The organism is Legionella dresdenensis (genome assembly GCF_042649825.1).
Taxonomy (GTDB): Bacteria; Pseudomonadota; Gammaproteobacteria; order Legionellales; family Legionellaceae; genus Legionella_C; species Legionella_C dresdenensis.
Window position 1 is genome coordinate 107,125 of the sequence record NZ_JBHSAB010000014.1, and the last position, 24,897, is coordinate 132,021.

Consider the following 24,897-nt stretch of genomic DNA (forward strand, 5'->3'; position numbering starts at 1 on the left):
CTGCTTCTGGCAGCGGCGACTTACAATCTAACATTCACATCTGGAGGACTTGATCGATGAGACAGGTACCTGTTTTTCCGTCTTTCACTACAGGAGAGGCGGCATGAAAGCAACTGATTTCAAACGCAAAAAGCAGCTGCAGGAAAAAATCTGCGTATTAACCTGCTATGATTATCCATCTGCACGCATCATTTCTGAAACCGGCATTGATTGCGTTCTGGTTGGCGATTCGGTAGCAATGGCGGTACATGGTTACGATAATACCATTATGGCCTCGATGGAAATGATGGCGATGCACACTCAGGCTGTTGCCCGCGGATTAACCCAGCAATTTCTGATAGCTGACCTGCCCTTTCTTGGCCATCGCGCATCACAGGCTGAAACGGTTAATAACGTAAAACGGCTGCTGCAAGCAGGCGCCCATGCAGTAAAAATTGAAGGCGGCGATCCTGATACGTGCCAGACGATTCAGCATCTGGTAGCGTCGGGCGTACCGGTAATCGGGCATATAGGCCTGACACCGCAATCGGTGCATCAATTAGGCGGTTTTAAAATACAAGGTAAGGATAAGGAGCAGGCCGAGCAGTTATTGCAACAGGCTCACCAGCTTGAACAGGCCGGTTGCTGCGCGGTAGTGATTGAGTGCGTTCCACAGTCTGTTGCGGAAATGATTACCGTCAGCCTGACGATACCGACTATAGGCATCGGAGCAGGTGTTCATACTGACGGTCAAGTATTGGTCTGGCACGATATGCTTGGCATCCAAAATGAGTTCAGGCCGCGCTTTGTTAAACAATACGCACAGCTGAAAGAGCATATGGCTGCTGCCGTTAATGCGTATGTCGAACAGGTTCGGGCCGCTCATTTTCCTGAAGAAGAACATGCATTTTAAGGGAGACGACTATGCAGATTTTTCATAATATGCAGGAATGGCAACAGGTCAGAAAATCAATTCCTTCTCAATCAACCATTGGTTTTGTACCCACCATGGGGAATTTGCATGCGGGGCATGCATTTCTTTACCAACGCTGCCGACAGGAAAATGATATAACGATTGCCAGCCTGTTTGTTAATCCTACTCAGTTTAATCGCAGTGATGATTATCAAAATTATCCCAGGACGCTGGAAGCGGATCTGACTTTATTGCGAAATCTTGGAGTCAATTATTGCCTGCTGCCGGATGAGCAGGCTATGTATCCTGATAGCTATCGATATCAACTGCAGGAAACAGAACTGTGCCAGCAAATGGAGGGCAAACATCGGCCCGGCCATTTTAACGGCGTACTGACTGTTGTCATGAAACTGCTGAATCTGACCAAACCTGATAAAGCTTATTTTGGAGAAAAAGATTATCAACAGTTTTTATTGATTCGGGATATGGTTTCTGCCTTTTTCATGGATATTCAGGTGATTCCCTGCCCGACCATTCGTGAATCAAGCGGGCTAGCGTATAGCTCTCGTAATAATCGATTAACGCCTGAGCAGCGATTAATCGCTGAGCAGTTTGCTGGTATATTCCAGCAAGCAAAACCCTGTGCTGCCATCCAGACTGAACTGGAACAAGCGGGAATTGCAGTTGAATACCTGGAGGAACATCAGGGCCGGCGGTTTATTGCGGTGACTATTGGTGATGTCAGGTTGATTGATAATTATCCTTTGTAGCTTCTACTTTTAAGCCAATGTAACCTGGGTAATGGTCCGCAGGGCCGAAACCCGGGTTTCACTTCGTTTCACCCAGGCTACAATTCATTGCTGTTAAGTTACGGATGTCATTCCACGAAGCGGGGATGACACATTATCTCAGCAACAGCGGTTAATACCACTCCATTTCTTTTCCTGCTCGCGCTTGAAAAACAGTTTTCTATCGAGCGGCCTGATATCGGGATGTGCGCGCTTATGATGATCCAGGTAGCGCTCATAGGCATCATCACCGGATACTTGTCGGATAAACCGCCATAGCATTGTGAACATCGCTTCATCCTGCCCTGCAGGAGGAGACTGTCGGGAGATTGTATGAGCGCCAGATATGAAGTGCAGAGATACGAAGCATATCGAATACGATCATCCATAACAATGCGATAAAAGCGATTGTCAGACAGGCATCAAGCTTGAGATTAAAAATTAACTGGGAGGCTATGCTTGATTTTTCCGGGCTCAACATACCTACTGCAAGCTTGCCGGATAAATCATTGGCTGCCGCTAAAAAACCGATACGGATATCATCACTGGTTACCTTCTCCCAAGCGGCTGTCGTTGTAATAATCAACAGCCATAATAAGGGTAATCCGGTTACCCAGGCATATTTAAGCTTGTTTGTTTTTACCAGCACACCGGTTGCAACGCTCAATGCAATGGCTGCCAGCATTTGATTGGCAATACCAAACATAGGCCACAGAATATTAACGCCGCCATGCGGATCAATCACACCGATGTAAAGGAAGTAGCCCCAGCCGGCGACAACCAGACTGCTGGTAAGAACGACGGATGGCATCCATGAGGTCTGGCCCATTTTCGGCCAGATATTACCCAAAATATCCTGCAGCATGAAACGGCCTACCCGGGTTCCGGCATCAAGCGTTGTCAAAATAAAAATCGCCTCGAACATGATGGCAAAGTGATACCACAAAGCCAGTAAATGTTCACCAAATGCACTGCCAAGAATGCTTGCCATCCCAACTGCCAATGAAGGCGCTCCGCCAGTGCGGGCATAGAGACTTGCTTCACCCATTTGCCGGGCAAGAGCCTGCATATGTTCGGCTGAGACTGGAAACAGCTTTGCAAGAACCATTGCCGTTTCAGGAGGGAGAACGCCTGCAGGGGTATTTATGGCAAAAAATACACCTGGCTCCAGTACGGTTGCCGCAATCATTGCCATCAATGCGACAAAAGACTCCAGCAGCATACTGCCATAACCAATCATGCGGATATCACGCTCATTGGTGAGCAGCTTGGGGGTAGTGCCAGATGCGATTAGTGCATGGAAACCTGATATCGCACCGCAGGCGATAGTAATAAAAACGAAAGGAAATAATTTACCGCCAAATATTGGGCCTGCGCCATTAATAAACGGCGTTAACGCCGGCATTTTAAGCGGAGGATTTAAAATAAGGATGGCGATTGCGAGTAGAGCAATTGTTCCCAGTTTAACAAAGGTGGATAAATAATCCCGTGGGGCGAGTAATAGCCAGACTGGTAAAATCGCTGCTGCCAGACCATAGGCAATGACGGAATATGCCAAAGTCAGTCCGTCATGGTTAAAAAATCCTTTAAGCGCCGGATTGTTGCTAATCCAGCTACCGCCGATAACCGAAAGAACCAGCAGGACTACGCCGATTGTCGACGCTTCCAGTACTCTTCCGGGCCGGATATGACGCATATAAATGCCGATAATCATGGCAATTGGAATAGTTGCCGCAACCGTCGAGGCTCCCCAAGGACTATGTTTCATCGCATTAACCACGACCAATCCCAGTACGGCAATGAGGATGATCATAATGGCAAAGGTGGCAATCATCGCAGCGGCGCCGCCGAGACGTCCTAACTGCTCCCGGGCAATCTGCCCCAGGCTTTTGCCATCGTGGCGAGTTGAGAGAAAAAGCGTCACCATATCCTGGACGCAGCCGCCCAAGACTGCGCCAAACAGGATCCATAAGGTTCCGGGCAGGTAGCCAAATTGCGCTGCCAGTGTTGGTCCAACTAATGGGCCAGGCCCTGCTATCGCAGCAAAATGATGGCCAAAAACAACCCATTTATTGGTCGGCACAAAATCACGGCCATTATCAAAGCGCACGGCCGGCGTTGCCCTGTTGCTGTCAATGACCAAGACTTTGGCCGCAATCCAGGCGGCGTAAAAACGATAGGCCAAGGTATAAACGCAGAGCGCCGCTACAATAAACCACATGGCATTAATTGTTTCACCGCGATTGACGGCGATGCCGCCGAGTAAGGCAGCGCCTGTGACAGCTATGGCTAGCCAGATAAATCGTTTAAACAGCCTGATCATGAAATCCATTTACCTTTAACGAATATTTGTTATATTTATTAACACAGTATCCGTTAATCAGGCAAGAATTTGCAATAGATTTCTTCAATCAAAGGAATGTTGGGCTTTTAATTCCCATAGCCCTCAAATTAAGGAATTAAATTTCTACATTTCACAACATCGTTCGGGCTGAGGAAGCGCTTTAGCGCTGTCTCGAAGCCTGTGGTACAGTACCAAGCCTTCGAGACAAATGCTCCGCATTTTCCTCAGGCCGAACGGATATGACTTTTAATTCCCGACGCTGCACTTTCCACCATACAATTTATTTTTTACCCATCCCGGGATGAAAATGGCCTGTTTCTGTAAGGCGTTTTTTTCGTTCCTCAAGCGTAGGGCTTGTTGTGCTGTCAAAAAATTTAGGTCTTGGGCTCTCTGCTTCTTTGCCGGTTTTTTTTGCTGACGCAGCAGTTCGTTGTCGTGGAGACAAAGTGACAGATTCCTTACTGGAGCTGGCAATAATCTTGCCTTCTGTTCCTTCTGATTTCGGTTTTAATTCATCCTTGGAACCAGACTGTACTATTTTACCACGAAGATTACTCAGGCTTCTGACTCGCTTCATGATACCTTCTTTGGGCGAACTGGGGCTTTGGGAGCCTTCTGCATGATCGGCAGGAATAAACTTTGGCGTTATGTTTACCGGAGCCTGCCTAAATTGCGTTTGAAGCAGCTCTCTTGCGTTCCGTTGCGCATCGCTTAAGGCAATAAATGCCGTTGTCGTCTCAGGCATTTTCCTGGCCATTGTGTCATCGATACTGTTTATTTTATTTAGTAATTCACTCGTTTTAGCCAGGTTTTCAGGCGTTGGCTTTTCTCGTTCGAGTTTTGCTCTCTCAGCCTCATGTTCGTCCCTCAGCGAATTCATAGTCTCAATCATCCGGATATGGGTACGATCTAAAGCCTTTACAGCATTTGCATAATTCGCCGCGGCTGTAAGGATCTTGCTGACAGATTCAATTGCATCAATAAGCTCACCATTATTATTGAGTTTTTTCAACTCTTTTCCCTGGAGATCAAATTGCATAAACATTTGTACATAGACAATATGTATAGCCTGAAAACGGTTAAATTTCACTTCAGACCAATGCAGTGTTTCAGATATTTGCACAGAGAGTTTATTAGCCTCTTCATATTGATTTGAGGCAATGGCCGCCGCTTTACGTACCTGCAGATAAACATCGGAGGCAACATACCTAAGCAGTTTTCCGGCTAACTTATCTTCAGAGTCATCAGGAGCAAATGTTACACCGGGGATGTTGAAAACAGCTTCTTCTATCTCATCGCCAATTAATGAATAAATTTTTTGATAGGGGTCTATATAACGCTCCCATTGTTGCGCTTGATCGAGCTTGTTTTTAGCTTTTAATTCACTGATTATTTTTACACTTTCCCGGTAAAATTCGACAAACGTTTTTAGTACTGTAATTTCTTTTTTTTGGATTTCATTGTAAAGCTTGTGGATTGTCATAAAGCAACTATAGAAAATTTTGGAGTTACTAATATTTTAGGGGAGAATTCTTAAGAAAAGATTAAGAGATTGGTTTAATACAGGTCTGCTTTCTTTGTACCGGACAATTTTTGTTGGGTCGTTTGACCCAACAAGCTTTTTAATCAAGCGCCCAGGCCTGAGAAAGTGATTGAAGATTAGTAATGTTGGGTCAAAACGACCCAATCTACACGCAATACAAAAAATTGGGTTTACAGCCCAACGTTGTTTAAATAGTTTCAGTCCATTCTTTTGTCAGTGCTAATGCGGCGGCGATTACAGCTGCTTTATGTTGCGGCAGTGATTTATTGGAGTAACGCAGCCACTCCGGGTGTTTTTCAATCAATGACGTGTTAAATTCACCGGCCTGAAAAGCCTCCGATTTCAGCATCTCAAGATAGTAAGGAATGGTGGTTTTTATGCCGAACACCCGCATTTCCTCCAGCACTCGTCGGGCTCGAGGTAATACTGATGGCCAATCGAGATTCCATACCGTTACTTTGGCGCAGAGCGAATCATAGTCAGGCGGAATGGTATAGCCAGTATAAATTGCGCTGTCTGTTCTGACTCCGGGGCCTCCGGGTGCGTAATAGCGGGTGATGCGGCCAAAACTTGGTAAAAAATCATTCTGCGGATCTTCGGCATTAATGCGAAACTCAACCGCAACCCCACGCTGAGTGATATCTTTCTGTTTTAATGTCAATTTTTCACCGGCAGCAATACGGATCTGCTGCTGTACAATATCAATGCCGGTAATTTCCTCGGTTACCGGATGCTCTACCTGGAGCCGGGTATTCATTTCCAGGAAATAAGGCTGGTTATATTCATCAACAATAAACTCGACTGTTCCTGCATTGGTATAACCCACTGTCTGTGCTGCCTTTATAGCGTACTGATACAGCCTCTCACGCACCGATTGATCGAGATGAACTGCCGGGGCAATTTCCACCAGCTTCTGATGGCGTCTTTGTATCGAGCAGTCACGCTCGAACAAATGAAGAATATTGCCATAGTTGTCAGCCATGATCTGCACTTCGATATGGCGCGGGTTAACTATCATTTTTTCAATAAATAATTCACTGTTGCCAAATGATTTTTCTGCCTCTGACCTGACCCGGGCGAATTGTTGGCGGACTTGTGCGCTGTTATGGCAAATCCGGATACCGCGCCCGCCGCCGCCAAAAGTTGCCTTCAGCATCACAGGGTAGCCAATTTTTTCTGCACAGCTTATTGCTGCATCAATGCTTGCGATACTGCTAGCACTGCCTGGAATAACCGGGATACCGGCTTTTTGCATTGCCGTTCTGGCCGCAATCTTGGAGCCCATGGTCGCAATTACAGCAGCTGAAGGGCCAATAAAAACGATACCAGCCTGCTCACATGCTGCGGCAAAGTCAGGATTTTCCGAAAGAAAACCATAACCAGGATGTATGGCTTCACAGCGGGCAGCCCTGGCGCATTCGATGATTCTATGGACGTTCAGGTACGCTTCAAGCGGTTTTTTGCTCAGGCAATGCGAGTGGGAAGCACGTTTGACATGTAAAGCGTAGCGATCTGCCTCGCTATGGATAGTGACTGCGGCAATACCCATTTCCTTGCAGGCCCGCACGATACGCAGTGAAATTTCACCGCGGTTGGCTATCAGTATTTTTTTAAACATAACTACCTTGTCAGTCATTTATATTTCCAATCATATACTTAATAAAGTTAGGAATGCTATGTTATGTTTGGAAAGCTTATATATGCACTATACTTTAGATGGGGATTAAAAATAAGCATTCGCAATATGAATATGGATATACATAACCATCGCTCTCAGCCTGATTTGCCAGCGGACAACGATGATAACAGTCTGACTCAGAAAATCTTCTCCGATAAGGTTCGGTTATTATATGACCAGATTCCAGTCGGTGTGAGCGCCCAATTGATTGTTGCGAGCTGTCTGGTATACGGACTATGGAACGTCTCAGATAATCAAAAACTGGTAATCTGGCTCCTGATCGTCATCGGCAGCATTCTTGCCTGGCTAATGTGCTGGTATTTACACCGTAGCAAAAAATCACTGTTGACTGACCGCGGCTGGCTTATTGCAACAGCAGCAATGACTTTTTTATCTGGTCTGGAATGGGGTTATGCGACCAGTATGTTAATGCCTGCGCAAAGCATAATCCATCAGGCTTTTGTGATTATTATTGAAATCGGCATGACTGCAGGCGCGATTCCCTTCTTTTCACCTGTTCTGACTGTCTATGCCCTTTATCTTTTAGGTTCGTTTATTCCTCTAACCATCTGGATGTTCATTCAGGGGGATATATATACCTTACTGGGCTTCTGCGCCATTGTTTATATTCTGGTGGCTTTGGCCAGTTGTTATTATTCCAATCAGTTTTTAACCACATCACTCTCTTTAAGTTATAAAAACATCAACCTGGATCTGTTAAACCAATTGCTGGAACAGCGCGTGACTGAACGAACCGGGGCATTGGAAAAATCATTGGCGCTTACCAAGTCGACACTCGAGTCAACCGCAGACGGGATTTTGGTTGTTGATTTGGAAAATCGGCTGGAATATTACAATCAGCAATTTATCAAAATGTGGAATTTACCACCTGGAACGAGTGTGCCGCCCAAATTGGAGCAGTTTAAAGAAGAAATCAGGAAACAGGTCACAGATGCGCCTAACTTTCTGGCTAAAATGACTGAGTTACAACAAAATCTCGCTAAAACCGGTCTGGGCGAAATCAGTCTGAAAAACAATAATCAATTTTTTGAGTGGTATTCCAAAGCGCATAAAATTGGTGATCGTATTGCTGGCAGAGTCTGGAGCTTTCGGGATATTACCCTGCGTAAGGGAATGGAACAGCAATTGTCCTATCAGGCAACACATGATGAATTAACCGGTTTACCTAACCGGATGATGCTCTATGAGCAAATTAATAATCATATTATTACTGCTCAGAGAACCCGGAAAAAACTGGTCTTGTTTTTCCTGGACATAGACAACTTTAAATTAATTAATGACAGTCTGGGTCATGAAGCCGGCGATATTCTTCTTCAGAAAACCGCCTCGCGCCTGCAAGATTGCGTATACAGCCGAGAGAACCTTGCCCGCTTTGGCGGTGATGAATTTGCCATGCTGTTTCTGGTTGAAAGCAGCCTGAATCAGGAGCATTTGGCCCAGCATGTTCTGGATACTATAAGGCAGCCTATGCAGGTCGTTAATCGGGATATCGTTGTCAGTACCAGCATAGGCATCTGCTTTTATCCAGATGATGGCCATGATCCGGCTACCTTATTAAAAAATGCCGATATGGCCATGTATCAGGCAAAAAAAATGGGGCGGAATAATTATAAGTTTTATGACGGCAACATCAGTAAAAAGATGGAAAAAAGCCTTGAGACGCAAATTGAAATCCGTAACGCGTTTACCAATCAGGAATTTTTTATCAAATATCAACCCATTATCAGTCTTGAAACAGGAAATATTATCGGTGCAGAGGCGTTATTGCGCTGGCAGCATCCGACAAAGGGGCTTATTCTGCCATTGAATTTTATTCCAACTGCTGAAGAGTCTGGTTTGATTAATTCGATCGGAGAATGGGTGTTTAATGAAGTCTGTAAACAAAATAAAATCTGGCAAAACACGGGGCTGCCAGCCATTAAAACGGCGATTAATGTATCCGGGATTCAATTTCAGCAGGAGCATTTTATTGAGTTTGTACAAAATTGCCTTTCTGAAAACAGGTTAAATGCTAATGCCATTGAGCTTGAACTGACGGAAAGCACGATTATGACTGATAAAAAGCAAAACCTGCAGACATTAAAACAACTTCACGAACTAGGCATCAATTTATCCATTGACGATTTTGGTACCGGATATTCAAGCCTGCATTATTTAAAAGAATTTCCAGTCAGTAAATTGAAAATTGCACAGCCGTTTCTGGTTGGTTGTCCTGATAACCTTAAAAATGCGTCACTGGTTGAAGCAATTATTGCTATGGGGCATAGCCTGAAACTTAAGGTTGCCGCTACCGGCATTGAAAATGACAGACAGCTTGAGTTTCTACGGGCACAGGGTTGTGATGATGGCCAGGGGTTTTATTTTGGCGAAGCAGTAAGTGCGGAACAGTTTGAGGGATTGTTGAGGGGTTAGGCCATGAAAGTTGTTGGGTTTTACCCTTCACTTTGCCTTATCATATGCCTCTTTCGCCAAAGTCAGCCGTTTTTCAATATCGCCTAATTCCCGTTGCAGATTCAAATGCAATTCCGTGCTTTTTTCACTGCCAGGTTCTTGTAACCTGCGCAGCATCGCATCGCGTTGTGAACTCAAGGTTTTAATCGCCTGTTCAAGTAATTCAAATTGCTGCTTTCGGGTTGCCAGTTGCTCAAGAATAAAACCCGGAGGGCTATGCTGCGCAGGATTATGCTGATTATAGCGGGCACAAATTGTCACCAGGACATTAATTTTCTGATTAATCCGAGCTGCGAGAAAAGAAGCGGCCTGGCGATTGCCATGATCAGCCAATACCGCAATTTCAGCCTTAATTTCATCAATATAAGCAAAAACAGGCGCATCAATCGGCTGCCTGAAAAGCCCTCTTGGCAGAGTTTCCGGTTCAAAAGCAGTACCGAGCTTGGCAAGTTGCCATTCCAGTTCAGGTAATCGGGCAAGCAGTGTATTGATCAGGGCATTAATTCTCATTGGTAAACTATCTGGCGGTCGCTTTGAGAGCGGGCTCCGGTTCCGCTGTTTGCCTTACAAGTTCCAACATAGGCAGCAACATCGTGCAAAAAAAAGAGTTCTCGATATTTTTATGTTTGTCCTGTAACCAAAGCATAGTCAGCACATCCTGATTCTTGTTAAAAAAACCCTCTGGTTCCTTAGGTAAATTTTGGTATAACTTTTCCCTGGCTTGATCAGTTAACAGGCTCAGCACATACTTATAAAAGCGTTTTGTGTTGGATAAAGTCAATCCTGAATTCCACAAGCCAAAAAAAATACACTTCAAATCTGCAGGCAGTTGAAAATTTTCAACACATATATAATTAGCCGCTACAGGCTCTGTTTCGACAAAACCGAGCACGGCACGAGGATCATTACCAATTTCCTGCAGCTTTTTTTTAATATCATCTACTGTCACAAACGTTCTCTGGTTTCGCGAAAAATTCAAGCAGTAGTGTACTTCATCTGATTAAATCAGATCAATTTCAAACTTTTTTATGGTGAGTCTCCGCTCACTCAGCCAGGAAAAAATAAAGGGTGGGGAGCACATCAACAGCAGGCCAATAATCAACGTCAGTTCATAACGGGCAACATTGCCGACATTAATGCCGTCCGGAGGCATGAAACTGACCGTCAGGGTAATCAGGGTTCCGATAATGCCTATGCCGCCGACGAAAAGCATACCGGCAAGTCCGCCTGGTATTTTAAATGCGCGGCTATGTTCGGGCGCACTGATTCGCAACTTGATAGCCGCAAGAAACATAATTAAATACATCAGCATATAAAGCTGGGCAGCCAAGGCAGTAAGCAGCCAGTAAGAGCCGTTAACGCTTGGCATGAACAAAAATAAGGTTGACAGGACAGTCACGATTACCGCCTGAGTTAACAACATTACTACCGGTGCGCCATGCTGATTGGTAATCTGGAACAAGGGCGGCAGATTTCCTTCCTCGGCGGCAACCAATAATCCTTTGGTCGGGGCGATAATCCAGTTACTGACGCTCCCCAGGCCGCCCATTACCAGCATGATGGCAACAATGGGCATCATCCAGGATAAATGATAGCGGGCAAAGAAGGCATCAAATGCCTGCATAATTCCAGCAACCAGGTTAATGTCATGCTGCGGCAGAACAACGGCTATCGCCAGTGATCCCAGAATAAGCGTTACCAGAATAATAACAACCGAGTTAATCAATGCACGCGGGAAAGCCCGTTGCGGATTGGGTACATCATTGGCATGAACCGTAGCAATTTCAATACCGCAAAAAGACATCATAATCGCAGTCAGCGATACCCACAGTGATTTATCCTGCCAGTGCGGCATAATACTTGCGGTATCAAAACTGATTTGAATCGGGTTGCCGCCCGCGACCCAGGCCGCTCCCAGCCCGATAATCAGCGACATCGGCAGCAGCAGGCCGGATAATGCACAGATATTACTGAACATGGCAGAGGACTTCATTCCCCGCATATTCAAAAAAGTAGCGCTCCAGAATGAACTGACAATAACCAGCCAGAGGAATATCGGATTATCAGCCATGGCCGGGTTAATTAAATAACCAATCGTGCCAGCAACAAAGGATAGTAGCGTTGGATACCAGATGACATTTTCAATCCACTGCAACCAAATGGCAAGAAATCCCATTTTCTTGCCAAATGCTTCTTTAACCCAGACATAGATTCCACCCTGTTTGGGCCATCCCGAGGCAAGTTCAGCGGAAACCAGCGCAGTAGGAATTAAAAAGAACAATGCGCCTAAACAAAAGAAGGAAATCAACTGGCTGCCAAACAATGCGGTTGCAGGTAAATTGCGAATGCTATCAACAGATCCCACTGTTATCATCGTCAGGCTGAAAATAGTCAGTGCTTGCTTGTTGCTGCTGCTTGTCATTGATCTTCCTTCGCTCCACTCAACGCTGTTAAAAAATACTTTGAAAAAAAGCATTATATCTGTTTTATCTTAAGATAAACTTAATGTTTTCTATGCCTGTATAGATTAGCCTTGTACAGGACATTTTTTTGTAATACGTGTAGGTTGGGCTGTAAAGCCCAACAATCCCTTTACCCAAGTCCATTTCTACAAAACCATCCACTTTACGCCACTGTGTGGATTTTGTAAATGCACAAATCAAAATAGCCCGCACCAGGCCGGTTAACTAATTGACAATTATAGTGTTCTCTCAGCACAATAGTCTGTCATCTCTTAACCCCAAATAACTATGAATAGTAATCCGCTTAGCCATGTCTTTATTTTTCTTGCCTCGGCCTCGCTTATTATTCCGCTGGCAAGCCGATTCAAGCTGGGCTCAGTATTGGGTTATTTGATCATTGGGGTTTTAATTGGACCATTTGGCTTCAAGCTGATTGGCAATGCATCGCAAATCATGCATTTTGCCGAGTTTGGGGTCATCATGATGTTGTTTTTGATTGGCCTTGAGCTTGAGCCAGCCATGTTGTGGCGCCTGCGTAAAGCGATTATTGGGCTAGGCGGTGCCCAGGTCATTCTAACCACTGCCGCGCTGACTTTTCTGGGGATGTATCTGGGTTATCACTGGCATGTCAGTCTTGCGGTCAGTATGGCGCTGTCCCTGTCATCCACCGCACTGGTATTACAGATGCTACAGGAGAAAAACCTGCTCAAAACAGCCGAAGGGGAAACTTCTTTTTCCGTACTATTGTTTCAGGATATTGCGGTAATCTTCATTCTGGTTATTCTGCCGCTGCTTGCCAATCCGGCTGAAGCGGAAAAATTGGCTGCCAATGCGGTAACGCAACCGGAATGGTTGCGGGCCTTGCTAATCATTGTGCTGATTGGCAGCGTGATTATCGCCGGTCACTTTCTTTCCCGGCATTTATTTTTGATGGTTGCCAAAACCAATTTACGCGAAGTATTTACTGCAACCTCACTGGCGTTAATTGTCGGTACTACCTTACTCATGCAATCTGTTGGCGTATCGCCAGCGTTAGGTGCGTTCGTTGCGGGTGTTGTTCTGGCCAACTCGGAATATAAACGGACGCTTGAAACGGATATCGAACCCTTTAAAGGTTTGCTGCTGGGCCTGTTTTTCATCTCGGTCGGGATGAGTATTAATTTCACGCTGCTCATGGCGAAGCCTTGGAGCATCCTGGAAACAGTCGCAGCAATTATTACCATTAAAGCGCTGATATTGATTATTCTGGGCCGGATTTTCGGCCTGACGGCTATCCAGACTATCGGTTTTGCCTTTGCTCTGTCACAGGTGGGCGAATTTGCATTTGTGCTTTTTCAGTTTGCCAATTCAATACATGTCATATCGGCTGCCGTAACCAATTTTTTCACGCTGGCAGTTGCCTTGTCGATGGCTACTACTCCGTTTTTAATGCTTATCTATTACCGCATTATCGTGCCGCAATATATGAGCATATTGCCAAAACAGGAATTTGATACCATTAGTGCCCAATATAGCGTCATCCTGGCTGGCTATGGCCGCTTTGGCCAGGTCATAGGACGGTTTCTGACTGCGCAAGGAATAAAGCTGACTATCCTGGAAAAAGATCCTGAACAAATAGAGTTGCTGCGTAAATTTGGCTTTAAAGGTTATTTTGGAGATGCTTCAAGGCTGGATTTGTTAAAAAATGCCGGTGCTGATAAAGCCCATTTATTGCTTATCGCGATTGATGACGCGGATACAACGCTCGATATCGTGAAAACATCAAAAATGTATTTTCCGCAGCTCAAGCTGTTTGCCCGTGCCCGCAACCGCCGCCATGCGTATGAACTGCATAAAGCCGGCGCGGATTATTTCAAACGGGAAACATTTGATTCGGCATTGACAATGGCGCGGGATATTATGATTCATCTGGGACACAGTGAAGAGAGTATGCGCCGTAAGGCCAAAACATTTGCCCAGTTTGACGAAATGACCTTGAAGCAATCGTTTGAATTTTTTGACCATGAACCTGAAATGATTAGTTTCTCAAGACAGGTTAGTGGCGAGCTTGAGCGGATTTTACAGAGTGATCAGCAGGCGGAAAAGCCAAAGAAAAAGCGGAGTTAAGCCGTTTTTCCGGATTGCATCGTTTAAACAGCATAGGTTGGGCTGCAAAGCCCAACACTCAATTTCTCAACAGCAGGTCTACTTTTCTTCAAAACGGCTGACGCTGGCAAGAATCTCTTGCTTGGCGGCTTCCGGGCCTTCCCAGCCTTCAACTTTAACCCATTTACCTTCTTCAAGATCTTTGTAGTGCTTGAAAAAGTGCTCCAGTGACAGTAACAAATGTGCTGGCAGATCAGCGTATGTTTCAACGTTCTGATACATTTTCGTCAATTTGCTGGTTGGAACAGCGAGTAATTTGGCATCAACACCCGCTTCATCAGTCATTTTCAGCATCCCGACAACCCGGCATGGAATAGCAGAACCGCTGATTAACGGCACGGGTGTGACAACCAATACATCAACCGGATCGCCATCTTCCGACAAAGTATTCGGGATATAGCCATAATTAGTTGGATAAAACATGGCTGTCGTCATGAAACGATCAACAAATAAAGCGCCGGTTTCCTTGTCGACTTCATACTTAACCGGTTCCCCGTGCATAGGGATTTCAATAATGACATTAATTTCATCCGGCACTTTACGGCCAGCGTTAATAAGTGTTAAGCCCATTTTTATTACCCACAATTAAAAGACCGCTTATTATACTCAATAAAATTAAAAGACAAAATTAAATCGATTCCTAAGAAAGGACTACTTGAATTATTAAAATTACCGGCTAGTCAAATTAAGTTCTTACTGTTCAAATTATGTAAAATATGTTAGTATAAAAACTTTATATAACGTTTTCCAAATATTAACTCAGGAAGTTAAGGAACTTTTAATCCCATGTTTCACATAACTCGTATCACACCATTACTTATTGAAGAATTACTCAATCGAATACCTCTCAATGAAACCAAATTGAGCTTCAGAAAAAATAATTTGGTTTATTATTCCCCATTGCTTATACAAAGTATATTAAAACAAATACCTGAGCATATACAGCACCTCGATATGAGCTTAAATGAAATGCAAGCCTTAAGAGGAAACATAGCGGGCTTCTGGTCCAGTATAAAAGAAAACATTCTGAGCCTGAATCTCGAAGGAAATCAATTTGGACTGGAAAAGCAGCCTGACCGGATTATCACGCTGCTGCAAGCGTTACACAAAAAATTGCGCGCTCTTGATCTTGGATATAACCTGTTTAGCAGGCATCCTGCTGATTTTTTAATAAGGATTCTCAGAGAGCTGCCGCCTTTGCTTGATATATTAGTTCTGGATGGGAATGAGCTCCATAAGGTAGAAAATTTAGCGCTGGTATTGAAGGCAGTTCCAACTTCTGTCAACCATTTAAGCCTCCAAAAAAACGGATTTATGGTTCAGGAACCCCAAGCAGAACGCGAAACAAAACTTAATCAATTTCTTAGTGATCTCAAGTCGCTCCCGCCCAATATTATCCAGCTTAATCTTAGTGATAATGGTTTTACTTCGAAAGATATGCTTAAAATTCGCGCTGCTTTACCCAAAACAGTAAGGCACGTGTTTTTTGAACAGGGCAGCCTTGAGGCGAATGTAAAATATACTTACCTTAATTTAAGAAACAATAATTTAGCTCAAGAGAGTCAGGCAAGCCTGAAAAGTTTATTAGCTATTTTTTCGTCTGACGTTGAAAACCTCTCTCTTGCAGACAACCAGCTTGGTAAAATGACGAAAGAATGTGCCAAAACACTTTTTGAATATCCTTTTAACAGATTGAAAACCTTGGAATTACAAAATAATGGCCTGATTGAACAACAACATCTGGCTCCATATCTGGTCAATATTTGTAAAAATTTGCAATCACTTGATTTGTCAGGTAATCAATTAGGGGAACACGGCTTCCTTTTTACTGGCATTATAGCCAGACTGCAGCGCCTAACCCATTTAAACTTATCGAATAATGGGCTTGGCTATATAAGGGATAGTAATGAATTGAAATATGGTCTGCCTTTTAGCTTGCCTCATAACTTGATATTCCTTGATTTAAGCAGAAATAACCTGGATAGAGTACCTGATTTGGATCTTATTTTTGCTGAAATCACAGCGCCTTTAATTGAGTTAAATCTCGCTGGCAACCATCTTGCCAGGCAAACAAATGAAATTTCTGAAACGACCGAAACAGGCAATCCAGACTCTGATATAGTAGATAAACTAATAAAAATAATCAGGGCTATTCCTGGAACTGTTCAAAAACTCAATCTGAGCTCAAACGGATTGGAAGAACTATCAGTGCAAGATTTAATTAGAATCTTATCCAGTCTGCCCGGCAATATTATTGAGCTCAATCTGGGTAAAGAAATCTTTGTAGAAGAAAAACTGCTCATCATTCTTGCTTCCCTGCCGCCCTCCGTCAAAATCGTAGTCTTAGACAAGGCTTATAATCCTATAGCTGAAATTGCTGATTTTTGCCTGCGGTGTTTAAAAACAAACCTTGAGATTCTTGAATTTAATCTTAAAGGTCTGTCGCTTCATTCTGAGCTTAGAAAAGCGATAATAACCGGGGACTGGCCTTATGATCAGAGCTTGCAATCGCTGTTAAAAGCGTTGTTGTTAACTGGCAGAGTCGGTAACGATAATTCTGAATTCAATACCTTGCCAGCGGACAAAATAGAAGAGCGACATATTGATATGGCAGTAGATTTCCTGCTAAAAGCAGCCGCAAACCCTGCCCTGCGACCCTATGCCGAGCAAGAATTATGGCGGCTTAAAGGAGCATATAGTTACCATTCAGTAAAGCAACTGAATTTGCCAGCAAAATATCGCCGTGAAAACGCCGAGGCACCGGTAATTTTTGCACCACATAATCCCGATTCTCCGAGAAAGGATAGATATCTCTCCCTGATCAGTCAAAACCTGAGCCAGGAAAGCGCATCCAAACTACAAACCAGGCTGGATGATTTGCCGTCTGAAGTCGAGCAATTATACTTGGGGAATACCAGCCTTGGCGATTTGAGTGATGAATGCGCACAAATTCTTTTTAATCGCCCATTTAACAAGTTAGAGGGGCTGGAGCTTTGTAATAACGACTTATATAAGCAGCAAAACCTTCCCCATTATCTGCGCACCATTGGCAACACGTTAAAATATCTTAATCTGGCAGAAAACCAACTCGGGAGATCGCCCTGTTTTACTGATGTTATTGCGAACCTCAATAAAGACTTATTGCATTTAAATTTATCGGGCAACCAACTCGGCGCACTTAAACCCGAGGTGTTGGTAAACAGTCTTGTTCGCCATATGCCGCCTCACCTGGAATATCTTGATTTAAGTGATAATCAGCTTGCCTTGATACCTTTTGATAAGCTAATTTACCTCATCTCCAGGCTGCCGCGCAGTATTACCCGAATTAATCTCTGTTATAATAATTTCTCGCAAGAAGCGCGAATGGCTATCGTTGCATCCCTGCCGCCAGGCATCGACATAATAGCGGATCCCCCGCCTGAGCCGTCTCATGAAGCAGCAAGAGATACAGCGAATTATTGCATGGAACGTTTAAAGATCAGTATCAATAATGCAGTAAAACATTGTGATGATTGGAATACAGATTACCGGTCACAGCAAGGCATAGAGTATCGTTTAAAGATATTTTATTCTGTTCTCCCGAAAATATTACCTGATATTTCACTCAACAAAGAGCTAAGACAAGCGATAATATGGCAAGATTTACCCTATGCTCCAAGCTATCAATGGTTGTTCAAGGCGCTGGTTCTAACTGGCAAAATCGGTAATAATGGACCTGAATACAAAGCCCGCATGAGCCCCGAAGAAGGAGAGGAGCAGCGCATTCATATGGCAATTGATTACCTGATTAAAGCGGCGGGCAACGCCTATCTTAAAGCGATTACCGATCAGGAATTATGGCAAATTAAAGATGCTTTTGCTGATAAATACCCCTCGGTACAGCGCAAGCTGGAAAGATTGCATTTACCAGCAAGGTTTAATAATCAAAAACCGGAAGAGCATCAGACAAGTATGCGTCATTATATTGATGAGCACAGGTTCTTCAGCCAGTATGCAGCTACGGCCGATTGTGCCATGCCTCCGATTCAGCTCGTGCTTTAACTCGAACAGCTGCTGCTACTCGCACACGGACTGTGCGATATACTGGGCGGCGACGAGCTTTTTTTCTGCAAATGGAAGAGTTGTTTAAATTTTTCTGTTCTTGTAGGCTCTAATCCCAGTTTTTGTAAAAAATCTGTTCTTGATTTGCCATTATTGGTAATAATGTCCAGTTTTTCTCGATTACGCAGGATAGTGTACATCGCCTCAATTTGTTCGGCATCGCTCTTGTCAGTATTAAAGCAGCAAAGCAGTTTGTTTGCCAGATTATAACGACGAATATTCAGGTGCAATGCAGGATGCAGCTCGGATGAGTGCTTCGCTTCGGAAGCTGCGGTTATATTCTGATAGAGAGTGCTCCCTGTCTTGGCCTTATCAATGATCTGATTAATATCCAGATAATTCCCATCTTGACTATAATACTGCTTTTGCACATCCAAAGGCAAATTGTTTGCCTCCAATTCAATCTTTTTGCGGCAACTCATTTCGTATTTCTGAAGAACTTTTACTAATACATCTTTTGAAAAATTACCTGGCATAACTCTTCTCTATAAAAAATTGAAAGGGAAACCACTACAGGATACTTTTTATTCAACACGTTATCAGATTATAATAATGCACCGCATCATATCAGCAGGATAATTTATGAACTGCCTGTTTTGCAAGATTATACATAAAGAAATTTCAGCCAATGTGGTCTTCGAGGATTCGGAAATCATTGCGTTTCGAGATATCAAACCGCAAGCGCCTGCTCATTTGCTGATAATTCCTAAAAAGCATATTGCAACCATTAATGATGCTGATAGCAATGACGAACAATTATTGGGCCGACTTATCTTGACTGCGAAAAAGCTGGCAAAATCTGAAATGCTGAGCGAGAAAGGTTATCGTCTGGTATTTAACGTAAATCCTGAAGGTGGGCAGGAGATTTATCATATCCATTTACATCTTCTTGGCGGCCGTCAAATGACATGGCCTCCGGGTTAGGACTAAATTAATGCACAAACTATATAAACAAATCATAGAAAAAATTGGTGAAAATCCGGCACGGGAAGGATTACAGGATACCCCCGAGCGAGCCGCGAACGCGATGCGTTATCTGATGAAAGGTTATACCGAAAATCTGGATGACATCATTAATGGCGCATTGTTCGATTCTGAAATGAAAGAAATGGTCATCGTGAAAGACATCGAAATGTACTCTATGTGCGAACATCATCTGTTACCATTTTTAGGAAAATGCCATGTCGGTTATATTCCGAATGGTAAAGTATTGGGTCTTTCAAAAATAGCCCGTATTGTTGACTACTATGCCCGCAGATTACAAATCCAGGAACGCCTGACCTCCGAAATAGCCGACTGTATCTCATCGATCACGAATGCCCAGGGCGTTGCTGTCGTCATTGAGGCGAAGCATCTGTGCATGATGATGCGTGGCGTTGAAAAACAAAATTCAGCCATGGTCACTTCCGTGACTCTGGGTACAATCCGTGATAATCCCGCGATCAAGGATGAATTTTTAAAGCTTATCCGGTAACTGCGAGCAGGTTGAGCTGTAAAGCCAACTCCCTCTCTCATTAGAATAAACCTTGATTACGCTACGCTGCATCAAGGCTACAAGAGCCTCTCGGATTTCAGCGTAGCCTTGATGCAGCGCAGCGTAATCAAGGTTACAAGAGCCTCTCAAATTCAGCGTAGCCTTGATGCAGCGCAGCGTAATCAAGGTTACAAGAGCCTCTCAAATTCAGCGTAGCCTTGATGCAGCGCAGCGTAATCAAGGGAACTAACAAGGAGGAAAAACCTTACCACTTGCTTATCAAGGTATATTTCACTAATATCGCCAGCGCTCCAACCACTAAAAGGAATATAAAATTGGTCAACTATCGCCGGAACTTTCTTCCTGGGGGAATGTTTTTCTTTACCGCTACTTTGCACAATAGGAAATCAACTTTGTTAGTCGATAAAATTGAGTTGCTTAAAGAAGCTATCCATATGGTAAAAACAGAATACCCTTTTCAAATCAGAGCTTATGTCGTGCTTCCTGAGCATATGCATATGATTTGGCAATTGCCGCCTCGTGACTCAAATTACTCTCTGCGGTGGCAAAAAATCAAAACAAGGTTTTCAAAGGCAGTATGCAAAACCGAGATGCCCGTATTTAAATCCCAACATAATGAATGTATTCTTTGGCAACGGCGATTTTGGGAGCATACAATTCGGGATGAAAAGGACTTTGAAAACCATGTTCATTATATTCACTATAACCCTATCAAACATGGTTTAGTTAGCTCTCTACACCAGTGGCCTCATTCTTCGTTTCATCATTATGTTCGTTTTGGGCAATTGCCGTATAATTGGAGTGGCAACGGGGTTGAGAATGTTAATGCGTTTGGTTTTGGGGAGTAAAAACCTTGGGCGGAGGAAAACCTTGATTACGCTACGCTGCATCAAGGCTACAAGAGGATGTCGGATGCAGCTCAGCGTAATCAAGGTTTTGATTCAGCATTACCGATTTTTAAAGTGTGATTTGCTGATCGTTTTGTTGGCTCGGAACAATCCACCCTGCTAACTGCTGAGCCTTTTGCTCGAAATTTTGATCATTAATTTGCGCTAACAAGCCATAAAAATTATTAGTAATATCCTGTCGTCCCCTGAACAACCGATGAGCCATTTGGAAATGTTTGCTATGGCGCTGTTGGCAATAGTTTTGGATGGCCCGCAAGCAATCTGCGGGATTACTGCCTTTTTTCGCAATAAGCGCAGTGATCGCCTTAACCCCGTCAGGTACCGTTTTAAATGGATTACGGACTTTATCTTGCCAGTAAGCTTTATTATCGCAAATATTTTTAATCACCTGGATTAGATCAGCTTGAGTCGCCGTTGTGGTGGGTACTGGTGTAACGCTAACGTTTTGGAGCTTCTCAACCGGCTCCTCAAGCAAACGTTCTCTGAATTGAGTTTCAGTATCAAAACGAGCAATATGGCTATCACCGTCGCCTAACTGGAAAGCATTGACTACTTGCTGATTAAAAAATTTATCGTCAGTGAATTGCGTACCATATTTTTCTTGCAAATAAGCCTTAAATTCCTCCTGCTTCTCCGGCGGCACATTAAACTCAGCATAAGAAGCCGGAAGCTCTAACGTCTCGGTGTACTCGTGATAATCTTTTTTAAGCTTAAGCTGATTGTCAGGGGTAAGTTTACTAATAAACCATTGCCGAACAAAATCAACGATTTCACGCTGAATATCATCGACCGTTAAAATTCGCAATAATGGATGACCAATCACCGATTGGGCTAACCGGCGTTTTACCCCTGAAAAACAGCTGGGTCTATCGGGCTGTAAATCATCATATTCTTCAAATATCGGATTATTTTTTTTATCCACGCAAAGTTTGCCATCCTTATCCCTTTTCTGCCTTTTGTTATCCCAATTATGGGCACGGCCAATTAAAGCAAGTTCGGCAATAAAATGTTCAAGCCTTGACGCCTCCGTATGGCCATCTTCAGGCGCAATCTTACTATCAGTCGCGGCAAGATAAAGCATGGCAATGACAGGCAAGTATTCATCAAACGTTGACCAGCGCTCACTGAGATTGCCAGGTTCAACATTGACATATGCAGCTTGAGGGTGTATCCAGTAATTAGGCCTGGATAAGTAGCGCAAAGCAGTGTGATCTTTATGCTGGTAATACGCCTTTAATGCCTCAGCCCTTTGAGTCTCATTCAAAGCGAGACGATTAAATTCCGCATATGATTCAGGCAGCGCAGAAGGCTGTCCAGCAATAACAATCATGGCCGGATTCGCTCGATACCGCTCCCGTAGTTTATCGCGAAGCGCCTCAACAATTACATCCGCGCCTTGTGCACGCACCAGCGGCTGGTAACGATCGATTGCTGATTGCAATCGTTTCTGTTCGCCACTGGTTAAGGCACGCATAGAGGATTCGTGATCGCGTGCTAATATTTCCGCACTAAGGCCATTGCGCGCTTCCTCGCGATAATATCCATCCCGCTGGGCCTGTTGGCGTACTGCGGGAATAGCCAGCAATAATTCGGCAACGGGTTGATTATTAATGCTAAGCGCCAGCCGTAATAACTCATTAGGATCGCCACCATATACCTGCTGGTGGCACAGCGCTTTGACCGCAGGAATACTCAATAAAAACCGGATGTCATCCAACAAATTCTCTTCCTGGGCATAGTCGCGCCTGACGCCCCGGCGAATCAGATTACGCAGCAGATAAAATGCCTGTTTCGCCTCATCCTCAGTAATGTTAAAAACCCCAGCGGGATTTTCCTCTTCAAACTCTGCTTTTTGAGCCTGCAGCTGATCGAGTTGCTGGCTAACAAAGGGATAGACATATTTTTTCCCGTATTCCTGATCATGAAACTCCATATAAGCCAAAACGCAATTGATATTGAGCAGATAGAAAATCGTATCCAGACGTCTGGATGTTATGGCATCATTTACCAGGCGATAATCGCGAGCTTTCAACATCTCATTTCGCCCCTCTTCAGTCAGATGGCGTGAAAAATGCTGGATCATCGCAATACAGCCATATTGGATAGCGTTTTGAACAAGCTGATAATCGCCGCTTTTTACCATATCAATCTTTTCTTCTTCCGTTAGAAGGCTTTCAAAATAGTTAATAGTATCTATCTGGTTATTTGCGGCAGCTAATTGAATAACTTCATAATTATCTGCTTTCACCATGCCTATTTTCTGTATCCCGGAAAGGTGGCCTGCAAGGTGTTGAACCGCAGCCGTTTGACCTCTTGCGGCGGCTTCGCGAATAGCCCGATAATTACCCACTTCCACAGCGACTTTTTTCTCTTGATCATTCAACTGATCTTCAAAACACTCGATAGCGGCGGTATATCCCAGCTTGGCAGCGGCTTGAATAGCATTATAATTCTCCGCTTTCACCATCTTTTTGTTTTCTTCTGCATTCAGGTATTTTTGAAGATGCCGAATAATGTCAGCTGACTTGACGGCATTTTTAATTGCATCATAATTCCCCGCTCGCACTGCCTCTTTTTTTTCTCCCTCAGACAGGCGGGTTTCAAAGTGCTTAATAATATCGAGATGGCCATCTTGGGCAGCCCATCGAATAGCCAGATAATCACTTGCTTTTACCGCTTCTATTTTCTCATCATCAGTCAGGTAACTTTCCAGATACTCAATTGTTTTGAGGTGGCCAGATTTGGCAGCCAATTGAATAGCCTGATAATTCTCAGCCTTAACTGCAGCTCTTATTTCTTCTGGATAATTCTCAAAGTACTTAATTACCTCAGTATGGCCATTTCCGGCAGCATCTTGAATAACCCGGTATTGCGACATTTTAACTACATCTATTAGCTCTTTCTCGCTCAGGTAACCTTCAAGATACTTAACCCTGTCGAGGTGGCCATTTTCGATAGCAAATCGAATAGCAGAATAATTGTCTGCTCTTATTGCTTTGTTTTTTTCTTCGATACTCAAATAACTTTCCAGATACTTAAACGTATCGGTATGGCCATTTTGAGCGGCCAATCGAATAGCAAGATAATCGCCTGCTCTTACTGCTGCATTTTTTTCTTCCTCGCTCAAGTAACTTTCCAGATACTTAAGCATACCTGTATGGCCATTTTGAGCAGCATTACAAATAGCCTTATAATTCCATGCCTTCACCACAGCGTTCATATCTTCGCTAGCCAGGTGGTTTTCAAGATATTCTATAGTAGTGGTATGACCATTTTTGACAGCATCCTGGATTGCCTCGTAACCCCAGGTAGTAACCGCAGCTTTTTCTTCCGGAGTTAAATAGTTTTCAAGGTACTCAATAACCGCAATATGACCATTTGCGACAGCTAAACGAATAGCGTGATATTTATTATTGGTCACTGCTGCTTTTTTTTCTTTCTCAGTCAGATAACGTTCAAGATATTTAATAGCGGCAATATCGCCATATCTGACGGCCTCCAGAATAACTTTATACTGCTCCGCTTTTATGGCTGTTTTTTTCTCTTTGGTAGAGAAAATTTGTATATGATCTAATTTTTCACACAACACGCATATCGCGGCCAGCGTCAAACGACACGTGCCGCGCCCTTTGATCTCAAGCTCGTATTCATTGATTAAATCATCGGTGATCAGACTGCGATCAGGCGGGTTACTCGCAAGAAACTGATTTATCGCCGGGTATTTTTGCAAATTTGTTTCGCTTAAAAGGATTGATTGTGCCATGATTGGTCTTTAAAAGAACTTTATGTAGGTATTATACCGCAATAGAGCAATATTTAATACCCAAAGAGTCTTTGATAATAAGCCGGGCAAGCCATAATGCAGCGCAACCGTAATCAAGGTTTTATTTTACCCTCTCCCCAACCCTCTCCCGATACGGGAGAGGGGGCAAGAAGTAAAAGGCCTTTGCAAACCCTCAAATGCCAGGGATGGCATCTGGGAGCGTCAGGATGACTTCATGCGTGTTTGCAAAAAGCCTTTAAAGGAAAGGGCTTACCCGCTCTGAACTAGCAAGGAATAATGAGGTGT

Annotated in this window: 18 protein-coding genes; 8 read left to right on the forward strand and 10 right to left on the reverse strand. The window is 43.8% G+C overall.

Translation table 11 applies throughout. The features are described from left to right. Positions 1–103 precede the first annotated feature (103 nt). Positions 104–892, forward strand: a complete 789-nt coding sequence (gene panB, locus ACFORL_RS07320) for a 3-methyl-2-oxobutanoate hydroxymethyltransferase (RefSeq protein WP_382342592.1) — start codon at positions 104–106, stop codon at positions 890–892. Positions 893–903: 11 nt separating this feature from the next. Continuing rightward, on the forward strand, positions 904–1,662 hold the full coding sequence (gene panC, locus ACFORL_RS07325) for a pantoate--beta-alanine ligase (protein WP_382342594.1): 759 nt from the start codon (positions 904–906) through the stop codon (positions 1,660–1,662). 138 nt (positions 1,663–1,800) lie between these two features. Here the strand turns inward: panC and ACFORL_RS07330 are convergent, their stop codons facing one another. From ACFORL_RS07330 to ACFORL_RS07345, 4 genes are all read right to left on the reverse strand, one after another. Next, entirely contained in the window at positions 1,801–1,971 is a 171-nt protein-coding gene (locus tag ACFORL_RS07330; RefSeq protein ID WP_382342596.1) for a YbdD/YjiX family protein, read from the reverse strand. 4 nt (positions 1,972–1,975) lie between these two features. Then, positions 1,976–4,003 carry a carbon starvation CstA family protein gene (locus ACFORL_RS07335; protein WP_382342598.1) on the reverse strand — a complete coding sequence of 676 codons (2,028 nt, stop codon included), beginning with the start codon at positions 4,001–4,003 and terminating at the stop codon, positions 1,976–1,978. 301 nt (positions 4,004–4,304) lie between these two features. Next, positions 4,305–5,507 carry a hypothetical protein gene (locus tag ACFORL_RS07340; protein WP_382342600.1) on the reverse strand — a complete coding sequence of 401 codons (1,203 nt, stop codon included), beginning with the start codon at positions 5,505–5,507 and terminating at the stop codon, positions 4,305–4,307. Between the two features lie 247 nt (positions 5,508–5,754). After that, positions 5,755–7,185: an acetyl-CoA carboxylase biotin carboxylase subunit gene (locus tag ACFORL_RS07345; RefSeq protein WP_382342691.1), complete on the reverse strand. Its 1,431-nt coding sequence runs from the start codon at positions 7,183–7,185 to the stop codon at positions 5,755–5,757. 126 nt (positions 7,186–7,311) lie between these two features. Here ACFORL_RS07345 and ACFORL_RS07350 point away from each other — a divergent pair, with 126 nt between their 5' ends. Continuing rightward, positions 7,312–9,678 carry a sensor domain-containing protein gene (locus tag ACFORL_RS07350; RefSeq protein WP_382342602.1) on the forward strand — a complete coding sequence of 789 codons (2,367 nt, stop codon included), beginning with the start codon at positions 7,312–7,314 and terminating at the stop codon, positions 9,676–9,678. A 27-nt stretch (positions 9,679–9,705) separates the two neighbouring features. On the opposite strand, the gene ACFORL_RS07355 is transcribed toward ACFORL_RS07350, so the two are convergent. Genes ACFORL_RS07355 through ACFORL_RS07365 form a run of 3 tightly spaced genes read right to left on the reverse strand, consistent with a single transcriptional unit; the run spans position 9,706 to position 12,139 of the window. Next, positions 9,706–10,227 (reverse strand): hypothetical protein, encoded by a 522-nt coding sequence (locus tag ACFORL_RS07355; protein ID WP_382342604.1) that lies wholly within the window; start codon positions 10,225–10,227, stop codon positions 9,706–9,708. Positions 10,228–10,234: 7 nt separating this feature from the next. Next, the gene (locus ACFORL_RS07360; RefSeq protein ID WP_382342605.1) at positions 10,235–10,666 is read right to left on the reverse strand and encodes a hypothetical protein; all 432 of its coding nucleotides are present in this window, start codon (positions 10,664–10,666) and stop codon (positions 10,235–10,237) included. A 51-nt stretch (positions 10,667–10,717) separates the two neighbouring features. After that, positions 10,718–12,139 carry an APC family permease gene (locus ACFORL_RS07365; RefSeq protein ID WP_382342607.1) on the reverse strand — a complete coding sequence of 474 codons (1,422 nt, stop codon included), beginning with the start codon at positions 12,137–12,139 and terminating at the stop codon, positions 10,718–10,720. Between the two features lie 328 nt (positions 12,140–12,467). On the opposite strand from ACFORL_RS07365, the gene ACFORL_RS07370 reads away from it, so the two are divergent. Then, on the forward strand, positions 12,468–14,285 hold the full coding sequence (locus ACFORL_RS07370; RefSeq protein ID WP_382342609.1) for a monovalent cation:proton antiporter-2 (CPA2) family protein: 1,818 nt from the start codon (positions 12,468–12,470) through the stop codon (positions 14,283–14,285). Between the two features lie 78 nt (positions 14,286–14,363). Here ACFORL_RS07370 and ppa read toward each other — a convergent pair whose 3' ends face one another. Continuing rightward, the gene (gene ppa, locus ACFORL_RS07375; protein WP_382342611.1) at positions 14,364–14,894 is read right to left on the reverse strand and encodes an inorganic diphosphatase; all 531 of its coding nucleotides are present in this window, start codon (positions 14,892–14,894) and stop codon (positions 14,364–14,366) included. Positions 14,895–15,278: 384 nt separating this feature from the next. On the opposite strand from ppa, the gene ACFORL_RS07380 reads away from it, so the two are divergent. Beyond that, positions 15,279–18,365, forward strand: a complete 3,087-nt coding sequence (locus ACFORL_RS07380) for a hypothetical protein (RefSeq protein ID WP_382342612.1) — start codon at positions 15,279–15,281, stop codon at positions 18,363–18,365. Here ACFORL_RS07380 and ACFORL_RS07385 read toward each other — a convergent pair. After that, positions 18,362–18,901, reverse strand: coding sequence for a hypothetical protein (locus tag ACFORL_RS07385; RefSeq protein ID WP_382342614.1), 540 nt, complete (start codon positions 18,899–18,901; stop codon positions 18,362–18,364). The genes ACFORL_RS07380 and ACFORL_RS07385 overlap by 4 nt on opposite strands. 106 nt (positions 18,902–19,007) lie before the next feature. Between ACFORL_RS07385 and ACFORL_RS07390 the strand changes: the two genes are divergently transcribed. The 3 genes from ACFORL_RS07390 (at position 19,008) to ACFORL_RS07400 (ending at position 20,768) form a co-directional block, all read left to right on the forward strand. After that, a complete protein-coding gene (locus ACFORL_RS07390) occupies positions 19,008–19,349 on the forward strand; it encodes a histidine triad nucleotide-binding protein (RefSeq protein WP_382342615.1) in 342 nt (113 codons plus the stop codon). A gap of 10 nt (positions 19,350–19,359) precedes the next feature. Further along, on the forward strand, positions 19,360–19,899 hold the full coding sequence (gene folE / locus ACFORL_RS07395) for a GTP cyclohydrolase I FolE (protein ID WP_382342617.1): 540 nt from the start codon (positions 19,360–19,362) through the stop codon (positions 19,897–19,899). A gap of 221 nt (positions 19,900–20,120) precedes the next feature. After that, positions 20,121–20,768 carry an REP-associated tyrosine transposase gene (locus ACFORL_RS07400; RefSeq protein WP_382342618.1) on the forward strand — a complete coding sequence of 216 codons (648 nt, stop codon included), beginning with the start codon at positions 20,121–20,123 and terminating at the stop codon, positions 20,766–20,768. A gap of 109 nt (positions 20,769–20,877) precedes the next feature. Here the strand turns inward: ACFORL_RS07400 and ACFORL_RS07405 are convergent, their stop codons facing one another. Beyond that, on the reverse strand, positions 20,878–24,591 hold the full coding sequence (locus ACFORL_RS07405) for a hypothetical protein (RefSeq protein WP_382342619.1): 3,714 nt from the start codon (positions 24,589–24,591) through the stop codon (positions 20,878–20,880). Positions 24,592–24,897 lie beyond the last annotated feature (306 nt).